This is a genomic window from Lactobacillus equicursoris DSM 19284 = JCM 14600 = CIP 110162 (genome assembly GCF_001434815.1).
Lineage (GTDB): Bacteria > Bacillota > Bacilli > Lactobacillales > Lactobacillaceae > Lactobacillus > Lactobacillus equicursoris.
The window spans coordinates 1-15,317 of record NZ_AZDU01000038.1; the positions used below are offsets into that span (position 1 = coordinate 1).

The following is a 15,317-nucleotide window of genomic DNA, read 5'->3' on the forward strand; positions in this document are numbered from 1 at the left end:
TACTTAAGACATTATCACTTGTTAAACACATTGGGAAGAAAATTAATGAAAAGGTGTTGACTTTAATTTCTTTCTAAGATATAGTTAAACCATCAAATGTTGAGAAAGGAACAAGAACAATGTCAGTTTTAACCATCAAGACTACTAGCTTCTTTAGCTTTTATTATTGGGACTAACTTGCATCTGTAGGTGCAAGTTTTCAAAAAACATGCATCTGCAGTTTCAATAATAAGAGTTTTCTTAACATTGTTTTGAAACGGCAGGAAATCAAGATCCGCGTTTCAAGGCTCCATAACCAGACTTTGTTTTAATCGGGGATCGCCAAGATTCCCGATTTTTTGTTTTATTTTTGATTTTCTAGGAGGATTAAATCATGGATTTAACCGAGCACTTTAAGAAGGGCGTTGCCGAAGTTAAGACGTCCGCCATTTTGAACTTTGCCAAGTATAGCAGCCAATACCCAGGCGTTGTGAAGTTTACTGTTGGGGAACCTGATTTTAATACTCCTGACCACATCAAGACAGCCGCCATCAAGGGGATCGTGGACAACCACTCCCACTATGCACCGTCAAACGGGACACCAGGCCTGAAAAAAGCTGCCAGCGACTTTTTAAAGAGACGGTATGACATGGAATATAGCCCAGACGAAATCATCGTCACTAACGGCGCAACCGAGGCCATCTATACGGTCATGTCCGCTATTATCAACCCCGGCGACGTAGTAGTCCTGCCAGCCCCAATCTTCCCGCTTTACATTGCTGACGCCGCATTGGAAAAAGCGGAAGTGGTCCAAATCGATACGTCCAGTACCGGTTTTAAGCTGACCCCTGAACAGCTGCAAGCTGCAGTTGATGAATATGGCGACCGCTTGAGAGTTCTGGTCATGAACTATCCGACCAACCCAACCGGCGTCATGTATAGCCAAGAAGAACTGAATGCCTTAGCGGAAGTCATTAAGGGCCGGCCAACCTTTGCCCTGTGCGATGAAATCTACAGCGAGCTCAACTACGACCAAGAGCACGCTTCCATGGCCAAGGCTATCCGGGACCAGGCCATCGTCTTAAACGGGGTTTCCAAGTCCTGGGCCATGACCGGCTACCGGATCGGGATCATGGCGGCGCCGAGCGAGCTGACTGAGCAGCTGGCCAAGGTTCACCAATTCATCACCACGACCGAGCCAACCCCAATGCAGGATGCAGCTGAGGAAGCTTTTAAAAATGGGGATGAAGATGCTGAAAGAATGAAGGCCGCCTTTAAGGAAAGAAGAGACTACCTCTACGATGCCTTAACTGACCTGGGCTTTGACGTGATCAAGCCGCAAGGGGCCTTCTATATCTGGGCCAAGATCCCAGAAGGGCTGAATCAAAACGATACGGAATTCGTCTACGAGCTCTGCGACAAGGCCAAGGTCGGCGTTTGTGCCGGTTCCTGGTTTGCCAAGGGCGGGCAAGGGTGGCTCCGCTTCTCATACGCCACTGCCTTAGACGATATTAAAGAAGGCGTAATCCGAATTAAGAAATTTATTGAGGACGAAACTAATGGATCAAAGTAAAAAACAATCTGCCATTAAAGAAGGCACGTTAAACATTTTAAACGGGATCAGCATGGGCGTCATCGCGGCCTTGGTGCCAGCGGCCCTGCTCGGGCAACTGATGAAGGCTCTCTTAGGCGTGATGCCAACTTTTGCCCAAATGGTCATTAACATTACGACTTTCACCCAAAGTCTCTTGGCCGCCATGGCGGGCTTTTGTGCAGCTTACCTCTTCCGCATGTCCATGGTGGAAATGTGTTCAGTAGCCGCTGCCTCCATGATTGGTTCTGGTGCCATAACTTTTAAAAACGGTGTGATCACTGTAGCCGGGACCGGTGATGTCATCAACATCGGGGTGACCGTCACCATCGCGATTCTGGTGGTTAAGCTGGTCGGCAAGCGGCTGGGTTCATACACCACCATCTTGATGCCGATCGTGGTCTTGCTGATCGGCGGGGGGCTGGGAACCTTGACTTTGTCCTACGTCAAGATGATCACCACCTTGATTGGGACGATCGTCATGACCTTCACCAAGCTGCAGCCATTACTGATGAGCGTCTTGATTGGGATGTCTTTCGCCGCAATGATCGTTTCCCAAATTTCCTCAGTCGGGATCGGGGTAGCCATCGGCTTGTCCGGCGTTGCGTCTGGTGCTGCCAACCTGGGCATCACGGGGGCAGCTTACACCCTGGCCATCATGAGCTACAGCGTCAACGGTATGGGGACCACCTTGGCCCACTTCATCGGCACGCCAAAGATCCAAATGGCCAACATTTTGGAAAAGCCTAAATTGTTCATTCCAGTTTTAGTTTCCTCAGGGATTTCTGGTTTGCTGGCAGCCATCTTCAACATTCAAGGGACGCCGAATTCAGCCGGCTTCGGCTTCAGCGGCTTGATCGGGCCGCTGGCAGCTTACGCCAAGATGACGCCAGGTGCAGCCAGCATCCTCCTGCTGACGGTTCTCTACGTCGTTTACCCAGTAGCTCTGGGCTTCCTCATGAAGTGGATTTTCATCGACCGGACTCACTTTGCTAGTGTTGAAGATCTGCGGATTGCGGTTTAGTTGGTAGGAATTGTAATTGTAGTTTTGTAAAAAAGAGTTTAGATAGTAGTTCATTTTTAATAATAGTTCATTTGAAAAGCTCACTAGCCAGGCTAGTGAGCTTTTTAGTGCTCTCAATCAGGATCGAGGTCGGGGTAAGTGGTGGCTAGGTCTGGATCCAAGAAGATGCGGGAATCGTAGTTGTAGATTTTATAGGCTTTTTGGGCTTTCATGTTAATGCCTTTTCGTTTTTACTTTGATTATGCAGTCCTTAATACTAAGATTGACCATTCTTTTAAACTTTTACCGGTAAAAAATAAAAAAACTTGCCAAAAGGACTTGCAAGACTTGTAAATTTTCGCTAAGATAATAGAGTACTTCAACGGAGGAATAGCGAAGTGGCTAAACGCGGCGGTCTGTAAAACCGCTCTCTCTGAGTTCGGTGGTTCGAATCCACTTTCCTCCATTGATTGCGTTATAGCCAAGTGGTAAGGCAACGTTTTTTGGTACCGTCATGCGCTGGTTCGAATCCAGCTAACGCAATTGTTCAAACGAACACCCAACCCGAAAGAAAGCATCTGCATTGCAGGTGCTTTTCTTTTTTTACTTTTTATACTATTTTTTCATCTGCAACTTTCTTTTTCAAGAAAATTACTGGAATTATAACAAAAAATTGTACATTTCTGAAAGAGCCTGCTATACTACTAATATATTTCGAGTTACTTTTTGTAAGTTAATCTAATAAAGTATATATGTAAGTCTGTTTAAACATTGTAAGTATAGGAAGGCGCGAAAAGTGCAAAAAAAGAAAATTGCTTCTATCACCTTGTTAGCCGGTGCAGCCCTCTTTTTGGCAGCATGCGGGCAAAAGAGCTCGACCAACTCCAGCGAAAAGCAGGTGATGAACACCGCTGTGACCAGTGAAATCTCAACGCTGGACTCCTCTAAGTACGGCGACACCACTAGTTCTGAAATCCTGCAAAACTCCATGGAAGGCTTGTACCGCTTCAACTCTAAGGGGCAGGCCAAGCTGGCTGGGGCAACGGCGGTTTCCCGGTCCAAGGACCAAAAGGTGTACACTTTTACCTTGAGAAAATACGCTAAGTGGTCAAACGGGGATGCGGTAACGGCGCAAGACTACGTGACGGCCTGGCGGCGGACGGTGGACCCAAAGAACAACTCCTTAGACAGCGACAGCTACCAAGTGATCAAGAACGGGACCAAGATCACTGCCGGGAAGAAGGCTGTGTCGACTTTGGGTATCAAGGCCTTGGGCAAGTACAAGCTGCAAGTGACCTTGGAAAATCCAATTTCCTACCTGCCAGACCTGCTGACTGGGGCACAGTTCTACCCACAAGACAACAAGGTTGTTAAAAAGCAGGGCTCAAGCTACGGGACTAGTTCCAGCAGGCTGGTTTACAACGGGCCATTCAAGGTGACCGGCTGGACCGGCTCGAGCATCAAGTGGACTTTGGTTAAGAACAAGACTTACTGGAACGCTGAGAGCGTGCACCTGACCAAGCTCAACTACCAGGTGATCAAGACCACGTCAACTGGCCTCAACTTATACAAGGCCGGCGACTTGGACTACGCACCAGTAGACAGCGATTACGTCAAGCAGTACCAAAAGAACAAGGACTACCACAGCAAGACCACGCCTACTAACGGCTACATGGTCTTCAACTTGAAGCGCAAGACTACCGGCAATGTCCACGTCCGCCGGGCAATCAGTTTGGGCATCAACCGGGCTCAACTGGTTAAGACGGTCCTGCACTCTGGTAAGGCTGCAACCGGCTTGGTGGCCAGCGGCTTTATCTATGACGCAAATGGCAAGGACTACCGGACCAGCGCTGGTAAGCTGGCTGGCTATGACTTGGCAGAAGCTAAGGCTGAATGGGCTAAGGCTAAAAAGCAGCTGGGCAAGTCCAAGATCACTATTGAACTTTTGACCAGTGACATGGACGCTTCTAAGCGGGTAGGGGAATACATCCAAAGCGACTTGATGAAGAACCTGCCAGGCCTGACGGTAAAATTGCGGTCAATTCCGCTGAAGTCGCGTTTGGCCGACACCACTGCCCACAAGTTTGACATGGTTTACGGGACTTGGCAGCCAAGCTTCCAGGACCCAATCGACTACCTGACTATCGGTGGTTTGTTCAACCTGGAAACTGACTACAAGAACAAGAACTTCTGGAAGCAGATCAACCTGGCTAAGACAACTTATGCAACTCAGCCAGCCAAAAGACAGGCGGCTCTGGTTGCGGCTGAAAAGCAGCTGGTCCAAAAGGACGCCTTCACGGCGCCGCTTTACCAGGCTGGGGTATCATACCTTTTAAACAGCAAGGTGAAGGGCTTCAGACTGTCACCATACGGCACGGTAGCTTACTACTGGGACGTTCAAATTAAATAATTAGTGCGCGCTCTCCCTTGGGGGGCGCGTTTTTTGGTGGGTGGGTTCTCCGTAGCCACGGCGATTTTGGGTCATTGCTTTGTGGGTAGCCATGGCTTTTTTTGGAGAAGGATTCCCCCAACCTTAGTTAGCCATGGCCTTTTTGGGAGATCGATTCCCCCAACTTTAGTTAGCCACGGCATTTTTGGGAGAAGGATTCCCCCAACCTTAGTTAGCCACGGCCTTTTTTGACAAAAATCTCGTTAGCCGAGATTTTTGTCAAAAAAGTTTCTATATTTATATGCTGCGGTTGATAATTTTATAAAAACTAGAAATGATATTGAAAATGATTCCGCCTAAGATAAAGATAGAAAGTTATTAGATAGGAATACAGGAGGATATTATTGTTAAAGAAGAATTTAATCGTTGCTGCATCTGCTTTGGCCTTGTTTGGCGGCGTGGCTATGCTGCTAAGAAGACGATGATCAGCTCAATCAAGACCAAGTACGTCGCTAAGACCAAGTCCTTGACTTTGACTGGCAAGAAGGGCAACTTTGAAGTGACCGCCAAGACCAGCCAAAAGGCTAAGTTTGCCATCACTGAAGCTGGTCAAAGCGAAAGTATAAACTGCTAATTTTTAGAGTAATATCAAAAAAGACCAAGAACTTCTTTTGGGAAGTCTTGGCCTTTTTACTTTATAAGTCGTTAATCGTTGCGCCGTCCCAGTCCAGCATCCCGCCTTGGACGTTGACCAGGTCTGTGTAGCCCTTCTGGCTCAAAATGGCCGCGGCTTGCCCTGACCGGTTGCCGGACCGGCAGATCAGGTAGTAGCGGTCACTTTTTGGCAGGTCAAAAGATTCGATCTCTTCTAAAGGAAAGTTCTTGGCTTCCTTGATGTGGCCAGCCAGGTATTCGATTGGCGTGCGGATATCGATTAACTTAATATCCTTAGTTGCCAGCAAGTCTGCCAGCTCTTTAGTCGTAATCTCTTTCATCTTTAAACTTTGATCCTCTCACATTTTCTTGCTTAAAAATAAGCGTGTTCTACCTATTTTATCGTAATTGCTAGTACAATAGAAGTTAGTTTTCTACTAGGAGCTGAAATTCATGACGCGATACATCAAAGTTGGCACTGGCGGCGGGGAAGTTACCTGGCACCGGGCCATGCTGGACCTCACCCCGGGCGACTACCTGATGCTGGAGCCGGGCTATTATGACTGGCCGCGGGGCAAGGTGATTGAGGACATTACCATCCAGGGCCTGGGCGCCAATCCGGAAGACACTCGGATTCGGAGCTTTTTTCGCATTGGGCCAAACAGCGGCCGGGTCTGCTTTGAAAACCTCTACTTAGAGCCTTACGGCGAGACCAACACCATCGACCTGCCAGAAGATGCCAATAGTTACTTGATCTTCCGCAACTGCGTTTTAAAAGGAAATAACAGCAAGATCACGACCCTGGCTATTAACGGTCAAGCCAGCGTTTTCCTCTTTTCTACCCGGTTGACGGGTGGGTCCATTTCCTTTTTTGCCACGTCCAGCTTCCGCTTGGAAATGGCTGACTGCGACTTAGACTTTGCCTCTGACGACTTTGGCGCTATCTCCTTTGAAGGGGAGGGGACGGCCATCATCAACAACTCCCGTCTAGCCGGCGCCATCACTAGCTTTGACAGCTGCAATATTGAGCTCGACATCAACAATTCAGAAGTTGGCTGCCTGAACCTGACCGGCCGGACCTGGCTGAATTTGCTAAACAGCCAGATCGTTCAGCCAGAATACAGCCTCTATGCCCGGGGCGACTGCTGGCTGAACATTGTCAGCAGCGACTTCTTTGGCCAGTTCTGCCTGGCTGAGCGCGCCCGGGTCTTAATCCAAAATTCTGAGCTCTACAGCCTGCAGGCTAGAGATGAAGCAAGGATGACCTTGACCAACGTGGTGATCGAGGCTACGACCAGCCTGGAAGGGACCAGCTCAGCTGACTGCCAGTTGGTGACCTTTAAGAGCAATGGCGACTACCAGTACTTTGTTTACCTGGTTGATTCTGCTCAGCTCACTGGCCGCAACCTGCTTTTTGAGCCGAATGCGTCGACTGCCTTGGTCGAAGACCAGGCCCTTCTCAAGGCTAATGCCCTCTACCACCAGGGTCAGCCCCTTGAGATTAAGTGCCAAAAGCCTGAGAACATATCTCTGCTTGGCATTAAGTGGACGGCGTTAAAGGAATAGGAGGCTGAATTGGCAAGAATTGTAAAAGTTGCGGCTGACCAAACGCCTTTTGACCGAGCAATTACGGGAATCCAAAAAGACGACGTCCTCTTGCTGAGCCCAGGCGAGTACTTTTTGCCAGGACTGGACCTAGGTGACGTGGTCTTAAAAGGAACGGGATCTAGCCCAGAAATGACGGTCTTAAAGGGCAATTTGCTCTTGCTTGGCCGCTACCTCACCTTGGAAAACCTAACCCTGGAGGGCGAAGAAGCCATCGAGGTTTTAAACCAGGACAATCCTTATTTGTCGCTCAGAAACTGCATCATTAAAAGCAGTCAGACCGGCATCATCGCCCACGGCGACCTGAACTTTGAAAGCTACTCCTGCCGCTTTGAGGGTGGGGGATTAGATCTGGCTGAGGGCGGCGCTAAGTTTGCCCAGATTAGCGATACGACTTTTACCGGCAAGACGGCGATCAAGGCTGATGGCAGCGGGCAGCTGAATCTTAGCGGCGTGGTCGGGCAGGACTTTAAATTGGACCAGGGCGATTTTTTACTTTACTTTGACCAAGTCAGTGCTAGCGAGGTCTACCTAGGCAGCTCGACTTTAGAAGCCGCCGAATCCAGCTTTAAGATTCTGTCTTCAGTTCGCGGCGACATCCATGTGCTGAATTCTCGCAGCGACTTGGTCCAAATTGTCAGCGGGCAAGGCAACCTCTTAAACAGCCGGATAGATCTTTTTCAGGCCATGTTCAGCGACTGCCAGCTGGCCAACTGCCATGTGGATGAAGTTAAGGCCAATGGGTCCAGCCGCCTGTCCTTGATCCGGACCTTTTTCAAAATGGATCTGGAACTAGCTGGGAAAGCCCAGGTCCAGCTGGCCGACTGCCTCTTGGAAAACCCCAAGGCCCAGCTGACTGTGCGTGATTCTGCTGGCATCCGGGGCAACTTTTTAGCAGAGGCTGACCAGGTCTTAGAGGTGAAGGATGCGACTGAGGGGCTGGTCAAGATTACTGGTATCAAAAGTAAGCTTGTCTAAATGTGGTCAAATGCTATAGAATTTAATTAAGATTTAACTTAGTTTGACTAACATCTACATGGGGGAAAAATCATGCCAGAACCAATGTATATTAAGATTCACAACCAGCTGCGGCAGGACATTGAAAATCATGTCTACAAGGTCGGCGACCGGATACCGGCTGAACGCCAGCTGGCCGAACACTTCAAGGTCTCCCGGATGACCCTGCGGCAAGCCATTAAGACCCTAGAAGAAGAAGGAATTTTGGAAAGACGCCTGGGCAGCGGGACCTATGTGGCTAATCAGAAGGTCCAGGAAAAGATGTCCGGGATCATGTCCTTTACCGAAATCACCAAGGCCAATGGCCACACGCCGTCCAGCAAATTGGTTTCCTATAAGGTCACCCGGCCATCTTTATCAGAAAAAGAGAAGCTGGAGATCAAGGAAGACGATATGGTCTTGCGGATGGAGCGGATTCGCTACGCCGACGATGTGCCGATTTGCCACGAAATTGTGACGGTGCCAGAAGACTTGATCAAGCCTTTTTCTAAAGAAGCCGTGTCGGCCCACCTCTACCAGACCCTGGAAAAGCAGGGCGGCTACCAGATTGGGGATGCGACTGAATATATCAGCGCCGCCATTGCCAATGAAGAAGAGGCGCGCCTACTTAACTGCAAGAAGGGCGAGGCCTTAATTACGCGCCGGCAAGTAACTAAATTAGCTGATGGCCGGGTTTTTGAATACACCAGAGCCTCTTATGTGGGCGAAAGATTTGAATTTACGTTTAGCAAGTAGCGGGGAGGGCCCCGCTTTTTTGCTTTGTTTGCTAAAATAGACATAAAGCAATTCTTGAATCTGTAAAAGGAAGTCTTTTAATGAAAACTTTTTTGTTTAGATTGTACCTGGCGATGATGAAGTTCCTGGCCAGCCTGCAAAAAGAAGATCCTAACTGCTTCGTCATCTTGAACGGGGCCGGCCGGTCGGGCTCAAATGGCTATCTTTTTTATCGGTATTTGAAAAAAGAGCACCCCGAAGTCACGGCTTACTTGATTGAGCCCTGGCCATCGTCGCACCTGCCTTGGTCTGACTGGCAAAAAATCGGCCGAGCCAAGTATGTCTTGACCACCCACCAGCCCTTTAAGGTACGGAAGAGCCAGGTCAACTTCGCCTTTTGGCACGGGATTCCCTTGAAGCGGATGGGGACCATGGCCCACAATACCAAACGCCGGGACAACCGGCGCAACGAGCGCTTATGGCAAAAGGTCGATGCCGTGACCTCCAGCTCGGACCTTTATGAGTCGCTCATGAGTGCCTGCATGGGGATCGAGGGTGGCAAGTACCAAAAGCTGGGCTTCCCCCGGATCGATGCGCTATTGGAAAATAAATATGACCGTGACTATCTTTTAAGAGAATTTTTCAACCTGGATCCAGCTGAAATAGCTGGAAAAAAGGTTCAAGTCGGCATCTACGTGCCCACCTTCCGCTATGAACTGGATGACCCCCAAATCATGGACCGGATTGCCAGTGGCAACTTTTTTGCCTTCAGCGACTTTGATTTAGAAAAATTAGACCAGGAACTAACCAAAAAAGGCATCTACCTCCTGGTCAAGCTCCACCCGTGGGAGATGAAGCTGTTTAAGGATTTCCACTTAGAGGCCAGCCACATCGCCTTTTTGAACAATTCCGACCTCTTTGACCGGGAACTTGATTTGTATGAGATCCTGGGTGCCACGGACTTCTTGATGACCGACTTTTCCTCCATCTACTTTGACTACCTGCACCTGAACAAGCCGCTTTACTTTGTCACCAACTGCCTGGCCCAGTATGAACAAACGCGGGGCTTTTTACTGGGGCCTTATGGCGAGATTGTCCCTGGGGAAAAAGTCGCCAGCCAGGCTGAATTTTTGGCAAAAATTGGCAAGGCTGACCGCTTTGCCGATAAGCGCCAGGAGTGGCTGAACCTGGTGGACCCGGTTGATGGGGGACAAGCCTGCGAGCAAATTTACGCCTTTTTAAGTGAGGGAAGCTATTGAAAAGAACACTGCTAAATATTTTTTACAATGCCGTTTACCAGATCTTTTTGGTCCTGGTGCCCCTGATCACGGTTCCTTACCTGTCAAGGGTCTTGGGGCCAACGACTTATGGCATTTACTCCAGCGTCAACAACACCGTCCAGTTCTTGATGATCTTCTGCGTCTTGTCGCTCACCAATATCGGGGTGCGGTCGATTTCAAAAGCCCGCAATCAGCGGGTTAAGGGCGAGCTGACCCGGGCTTTTTGGGGCCTGTGGTACTTCCAATTTTTGGGCGGCTTGGCCACGATTGCCTTAACGGTCTTGGTCTGCCTCCTGTTTCGGGTCAAGTACTGGCAGTGGTATCTCTTGATGCTGCCGTATTTGGTGTCGGCCCAATTTGACATCTCTTGGTTCTTCCAGGGCCTGGCCGACTTTGGCCGGGTGGTGCTCAGAAATACGATCGTCAAGATCACCAGCGTGGTCTTCATCTTGATCTTGGTCAAAAGTCCCGGCGACCTTTGGAAGTATTTTTTGATCATGTCGATTTCTACCATGCTGGGTTCTTTCGTCTTTTGGCTGCGAATCCGGGAATACGTGGGCAAGCCAACTTGGCATTTTTACCACTTTACCGAGACCAAAAAGGCCATCCTGACCTTGATGATTCCGCAGATCGCAACCCAGATTTATACGTCTTTAGACAAGCCGATCTTGGGCCTTTTCCAAAATACGGCCCAGGTTTCTTTTTACGATAATTCCCAGCGGATCTCCAACATGCTCCTCGGCGTGATCACCAGCATTTCCCTGGTCATCATGCCGCAGATGGCCATCCAGGGGCAGACCGAGCAAAAGAAGGTCATGAAAAAGTCTCTCGAAGCGACGACCCTGCTTGGGACCCTTTTTGCCGTGATCGTCATGGTCAACACCAAGGAATTCGTGCCGTTTTTCTTTGGCAAAAAGTATATCCCGATGACGCCCTTGATGTTCTTCTTCACCCTGACCATCATCATGATCCCGATGGGAGGCGTTTTTGCCAACCAGTACGCCCTGGCCAACCAAAGAGACAAGGACTACGCCATTCCGGTCACCATTGGGGCGGGCTTAGAATTAATCCTGAGCTGCCTCTTGGACCGGCCTTATGCCGCGGCGGGGGCGACAGCAGCCATCTTGATTACGGAACTCGTCGTGCTCTTTTTGCGCTGCTACATCGTCCGGGATGCCTACAATTTTAAGGAGACTTTTGGCGAGATTCCCAAATGCTTCTTGGCCATGGCGGTCTGCCTGGCTCTGGGGCTATTCTGGCCCTTCCCGGCCATCCCGAGTGCCTTTATCAACATGACGGTCAAGTCTTTGGTGATCATGGCGGTTTACGCCCTGATCATCTGGCTGGTTAAGTTTGACCTGAACCAAGACCTTGTGGCCGTTTTAAAAAAGTTTTTCAAGAAAGCGTGAGACCATGGTAAAAATCAACATCTTAGGCGTCGGCTTTGACAAGTACAGCCTGAGCGAATTCGAGGCGAAATTTTTAGACCGGTTAAAAAAGCGCCAGTCCACCTTGATCGTGACCGCCAATCCAGAAATCGTGATGACGGCCAAAGACGACCCTAGCTACCGCGAGATCATCAACAATGTGGCCGACTACGTGACCGCCGATGGGATCGGCATCGTCAAGGCCGCCCGGATGCTGGGCAAGCGCCTGCCAGAGCGGGTGACCGGCTACGACCTCTTTACCTGGTTTTTGGACACGGCGAATCAAGACAAGCTCCGGGTCTACCTGATTGGGGCCAAGCCCGAAGTCATTCAGGCCGTGGAAAAAAAGGTTAAGAGCGAGTACCCAGACATCGACCTTGTTGGCTGCGAGGACGGCTATTTCAAGGATTCCCTAGAAACAGTGGCCAGCCGGATTAAGGCGACTCAGCCCGACCTGGTCTTTGCGGCCCTGGGCTTCCCTAAGCAAGAGCGGCTGCTGGCCATTTTAAGAGAAGAGGGGCTTCAAGCCACCATGATGGGGGTTGGCGGCAGCTTTGATGTCTTCTCCGGCATGGCCAAACGGGCGCCTAAAGCCTTCCAGGATGCGCATCTAGAGTGGTTTTACCGCCTTTTAAAAGAGCCGACCCGGATTGGCCGGATGATGGTTTTGCCAAAGTTCGTGGTTGAAGTCAAAAAGAGCAAGAAGAAATAGGACGGGCTGAGCACATGAAAGTACTGCATATTAACGCGGGCCTGGAAGTGGGCGGCGGCTTGACCCACATCGTCAGCCTTTTGGAAAAGGCCAAAGGAGTCCAGGAAAACTTTGAGCTCTTGACCTTTGCCGACGGGCCAGTGGCCGAAGCTGCCAGAAAGCGCGGGATCAAGGTGACGACCTTGGGCAAGGCCAGTCGGTATGACCTGAGTCTGCCCAAGCGGCTGAAGGCTTTTATCCTAAAAGGCGGCTATGATGTGGTCCACACCCACGGGGCCCGGGCCAACCTTTTTGTCAGCTTGATCCATAAGTCCTTGCCCTGTCTGTGGGCAGTGACCGTCCACTCTGATCCTGCCATTGACTTTGCGGGTCGGGGGGCGGCCGGCGCCCTGTTTACCAAGTTGAACCTGCGGGCCATCCGCCAGGCAGACCTGGTCTTCGCCATCACCCAGCGCTTTGAAAAGATCCTGACGGCCGACGGCGTCGATCCCCAGCGGATCGCCGTAATCTACAACGGCCTGAACTTTACCGATAATGCCCTGCTTTTGCCTAAAAAGCTGCACGAAGGCTTTAATATTGTCAACGTTGGCCGCTTTGAAAAAGTTAAGGGCCAGGACCTGCTCTTGCGAGCCGTGAAAAAGGCGGCCGATCCGCAGCTGGTCTTGCACCTGGTGGGTGCGGGGAGCGAAGAAGAACACTTGCGCGACTTGACCAAGCAGCTGGGGCTAGACCAGCAGGTGGTCTTCCACGGTTTTTTGCCGCAAAAAGAAATTAAGCAGCTCTACCAGACTATGGATTTAGCGGTGCTCAGCTCTTATTCTGAAAGCTTCCCGCTGGTCTTGCTGGAAGCAGCAGATAACCTGCTGCCGCTTTTGACCACGGACGTGGGCGGCGTAGCGGCCCTGATTCCGGATGCAAGCTGCGGGCGGATCGTGCCGGTTGGGGATGCGGCGGCGCTGGCGGCGGGCTTGAATACTTTTTGCCAAATGCCAAAAGGAGACCGCCTAGCTATGGCGGAAAAAGAGAAGGCCTACGCCAGCCATCATTTTTCCCTCGACCAGCAGCTGGCTGACATTGTGACCGCCTATGAGGCGGCGCTAGATTCAAAAAAGGGTTAGAAAAATTATGATTCCCAAAATTATCCACTATGTCTGGGTGGGCGGGGCGCCCAAGTCCAAGGTGATTCAAAAGTGCATCGCCTCTTGGCAAAAGCGCTTGCCGGACTACCAGATCATCGAATGGAACGAAGACAAGATCGATTTGCATGCCAACCGCTACGTGGAGCAGGCCTACCAGGCCAAAAAGTGGGCCTTCGTGTCCGACTACGTCCGGGCCAAGGCCCTCTACGACATGGGCGGGATCTACCTGGATACCGACGTGATGGTCCTAGATTCCTTTGACAACTTGCTCAGCGACCGGGCCTTTATCGGCTTTGAAAATAACGATTACCTGTCAGCCGCCATTATCGGCTGCGAAAAGGGCCACCCCTTGGCCAGCGACATTTTGCACTACTACGATGATCTGGACTTCACTTTTGACCAGGGCGACCAGCTGGCCGGGGTCAACTCCTTGTCGGTGACCGACATCGCGGTGGACAAGTACGGCCTGAAGAAGGGGAATTTTGACCAGGTCCTGAAGGATGGTCTGCACGTTTACCCAGACGGAATTTTATGCAACCCGTCGCCGGATTCTTTGTCCATCCACCTCTTTACCGGTACCTGGCTGGAAGGGAAAAATTCCTTTAAGCACGACCTGGTGACCTTTTTAAAATTACATATTACCAGTCAAAAACGTGCGAAAATTTACTATCAGGCCTTTAGACGTTAATTTTTTAAGAAAAAAGCCTGAAAGACATTTTCTGAAAACTAAGTAGACCAATTTTGGTTATAATAAAGGGCAGAGATAATTTTTATATCAAAACTAGAATTGCGAGGCAGCAAATGAGAGATCTGCAAAAGAAGATCGTTGAATATGAACATGTTTTACCAGAAATCGACCCGAAGGAAGAAATCCGCAAGACCATTGATTTCTTGAAGGGCTACTTGAAGGCCAACCCCTTCTTGAAGAGCTACGTTTTGGGCATTTCCGGCGGGCAAGACTCCACTTTGACGGGCAAGCTCTGCCAAATGGCCATCAGTGAAATGCGGGAAGAAACTGGGGAAGACTACAAGTTTATCGCTGTCCGCCTGCCATATGGCGTGCAAAATGATGCCGCTGACGCCCAAGACGCCGTTGACTTCATCAAGCCAGACGTCGACTTGATCGAAAACATTAAGTCCGGCGTTGATGCCGTGGTGAAGACTCTGGAAGACACGGGCGTTGCGATCACCGACTTTAACAAGGGCAACATCAAGGCCCGGGAAAGAATGGTAGTGCAATACGCCATCGCCGGCGCCAACAATGGTGCGGTTGTCGGGACTGATCACGCGGCAGAAAACTTCAGCGGCTTTTACACCAAGTACGGTGACGGTGCTGCTGACCTCACGCCATTGTTCCGCTTGGACAAGCGGCAGGGCAAGGCGCTGCTGAAGGAACTCGGCTGCCCAGAGCACCTGTACTTGAAGGCGCCAACGGCCGACCTGGAAGAAGAAAAGCCAGACTTGCCAGATGAAGAGGCGCTAGGCGTGACCTACAACGAAGTCGACGACTACCTGGAAGGTCGGGAAGTGAGCGATGCTGCAGCGGAACAGATCGAGAAGCTGTGGAAGAAGAGCGAGCACAAGCGCCACTTGCCAGTCACGATTTTTGATGATTTTTATAAAAAGTAAAGTTAAGAAGGGCGGCCCCGGTGGGCCGCCTTTTTGCTTGGCCGTTGTGGGGTGCGTGGTGTTGCGTGGCCCCCAAAGTATGTCAACCAGATCGGATTTTGTATGGATTTGCCCCCAAAGTATGTCAACCGGTCCGATTTTTGCTGGAAATTGCCCCCAAAGTATGTCAACCGGGTTG

General features: G+C 50.3%; 14 protein-coding genes and 2 tRNA genes. 15 read left to right on the plus strand and 1 reads right to left on the minus strand.

Annotation, left to right across the window (positions count from 1 at the left end; genetic code table 11):
* Positions 1-370 precede the first annotated feature (370 nt).
* From FC20_RS07320 to FC20_RS10665, 6 genes are all read left to right on the plus strand, one after another.
* Positions 371-1,552, plus strand: coding sequence for an aminotransferase class I/II-fold pyridoxal phosphate-dependent enzyme (locus tag FC20_RS07320; protein ID WP_201779614.1), 1,182 nt, complete (start codon positions 371-373; stop codon positions 1,550-1,552).
* A complete protein-coding gene (locus tag FC20_RS07325; RefSeq protein WP_008460723.1) occupies positions 1,539-2,594 on the plus strand; it encodes a PTS sugar transporter subunit IIC in 1,056 nt (351 codons plus the stop codon). Before FC20_RS07320 ends, FC20_RS07325 begins: the two co-directional genes overlap by 14 nt.
* Positions 2,595-2,957: 363 nt before the next feature.
* Positions 2,958-3,039, plus strand: a tRNA-Tyr gene (locus FC20_RS07330).
* 5 nt (positions 3,040-3,044) lie between these two features.
* A tRNA-Gln gene (locus FC20_RS07335) sits at positions 3,045-3,116 on the plus strand.
* Positions 3,117-3,369: 253 nt separating this feature from the next.
* Positions 3,370-4,983 carry a peptide ABC transporter substrate-binding protein gene (locus FC20_RS07340; protein WP_008460719.1) on the plus strand — a complete coding sequence of 538 codons (1,614 nt, stop codon included), beginning with the start codon at positions 3,370-3,372 and terminating at the stop codon, positions 4,981-4,983.
* Between the two features lie 460 nt (positions 4,984-5,443).
* Entirely contained in the window at positions 5,444-5,596 is a 153-nt protein-coding gene (locus tag FC20_RS10665; RefSeq protein WP_008460718.1) for a hypothetical protein, read from the plus strand.
* 61 nt (positions 5,597-5,657) lie between these two features.
* On the opposite strand, the gene FC20_RS07345 is transcribed toward FC20_RS10665, so the two are convergent.
* Entirely contained in the window at positions 5,658-5,957 is a 300-nt protein-coding gene (locus FC20_RS07345; protein WP_008460716.1) for a rhodanese-like domain-containing protein, read from the minus strand.
* A 112-nt stretch (positions 5,958-6,069) separates the two neighbouring features.
* Between FC20_RS07345 and FC20_RS07350 the strand changes: the two genes are divergently transcribed.
* The 9 genes from FC20_RS07350 to nadE all read left to right on the plus strand — a co-directional run bounded on the left by FC20_RS07350 (position 6,070) and on the right by nadE (position 15,139).
* A complete protein-coding gene (locus tag FC20_RS07350; RefSeq protein WP_008460714.1) occupies positions 6,070-7,182 on the plus strand; it encodes a hypothetical protein in 1,113 nt (370 codons plus the stop codon).
* A 9-nt stretch (positions 7,183-7,191) separates the two neighbouring features.
* Positions 7,192-8,199 carry a hypothetical protein gene (locus FC20_RS07355; protein WP_008460712.1) on the plus strand — a complete coding sequence of 336 codons (1,008 nt, stop codon included), beginning with the start codon at positions 7,192-7,194 and terminating at the stop codon, positions 8,197-8,199.
* Between the two features lie 72 nt (positions 8,200-8,271).
* Positions 8,272-8,973, plus strand: coding sequence for a GntR family transcriptional regulator (locus FC20_RS07360; protein WP_008460709.1), 702 nt, complete (start codon positions 8,272-8,274; stop codon positions 8,971-8,973).
* A gap of 80 nt (positions 8,974-9,053) precedes the next feature.
* The gene (locus FC20_RS07365) at positions 9,054-10,211 is read left to right on the plus strand and encodes a CDP-glycerol--glycerophosphate glycerophosphotransferase (RefSeq protein WP_008460707.1); all 1,158 of its coding nucleotides are present in this window, start codon (positions 9,054-9,056) and stop codon (positions 10,209-10,211) included.
* Positions 10,208-11,641: an oligosaccharide flippase family protein gene (locus FC20_RS07370; protein WP_008460705.1), complete on the plus strand. Its 1,434-nt coding sequence runs from the start codon at positions 10,208-10,210 to the stop codon at positions 11,639-11,641. The genes FC20_RS07365 and FC20_RS07370 overlap by 4 nt, the downstream gene beginning before the upstream one ends.
* 4 nt (positions 11,642-11,645) lie before the next feature.
* Entirely contained in the window at positions 11,646-12,371 is a 726-nt protein-coding gene (locus tag FC20_RS07375; protein WP_008460703.1) for a WecB/TagA/CpsF family glycosyltransferase, read from the plus strand.
* Between the two features lie 14 nt (positions 12,372-12,385).
* Positions 12,386-13,489: a glycosyltransferase gene (locus tag FC20_RS07380; protein WP_008460701.1), complete on the plus strand. Its 1,104-nt coding sequence runs from the start codon at positions 12,386-12,388 to the stop codon at positions 13,487-13,489.
* A 7-nt stretch (positions 13,490-13,496) separates the two neighbouring features.
* On the plus strand, positions 13,497-14,198 hold the full coding sequence (locus FC20_RS07385; RefSeq protein WP_008460699.1) for a glycosyltransferase family 32 protein: 702 nt from the start codon (positions 13,497-13,499) through the stop codon (positions 14,196-14,198).
* A 113-nt stretch (positions 14,199-14,311) separates the two neighbouring features.
* On the plus strand, positions 14,312-15,139 hold the full coding sequence (gene nadE, locus FC20_RS07390) for an ammonia-dependent NAD(+) synthetase (RefSeq protein ID WP_008460698.1): 828 nt from the start codon (positions 14,312-14,314) through the stop codon (positions 15,137-15,139).
* Positions 15,140-15,317: the final 178 nt, after the last annotated feature.

Bases quoted from the DNA above. Each gene is read 5' to 3' on its own strand.
- FC20_RS07325 (WP_008460723.1), top strand. From the start codon at position 1,539: ATGGATCAAAGTAAAAAACAATCTGCCATTAAAGAAGGCACGTTAAAC.
- FC20_RS10665 (WP_008460718.1), top strand. From the start codon at position 5,444: ATGATCAGCTCAATCAAGACCAAGTACGTCGCTAAGACCAAGTCCTTG.
- FC20_RS07345 (WP_008460716.1), bottom strand. From the start codon at position 5,957: ATGAAAGAGATTACGACTAAAGAGCTGGCAGACTTGCTGGCAACTAAG.
- FC20_RS07350 (WP_008460714.1), top strand. From the start codon at position 6,070: ATGACGCGATACATCAAAGTTGGCACTGGCGGCGGGGAAGTTACCTGG.
- FC20_RS07360 (WP_008460709.1), top strand. From the start codon at position 8,272: ATGCCAGAACCAATGTATATTAAGATTCACAACCAGCTGCGGCAGGAC.
- FC20_RS07365 (WP_008460707.1), top strand. From the start codon at position 9,054: ATGAAAACTTTTTTGTTTAGATTGTACCTGGCGATGATGAAGTTCCTG.
- FC20_RS07375 (WP_008460703.1), top strand. From the start codon at position 11,646: ATGGTAAAAATCAACATCTTAGGCGTCGGCTTTGACAAGTACAGCCTG.
- FC20_RS07380 (WP_008460701.1), top strand. From the start codon at position 12,386: ATGAAAGTACTGCATATTAACGCGGGCCTGGAAGTGGGCGGCGGCTTG.
- FC20_RS07385 (WP_008460699.1), top strand. From the start codon at position 13,497: ATGATTCCCAAAATTATCCACTATGTCTGGGTGGGCGGGGCGCCCAAG.
- nadE (WP_008460698.1), top strand. From the start codon at position 14,312: ATGAGAGATCTGCAAAAGAAGATCGTTGAATATGAACATGTTTTACCA.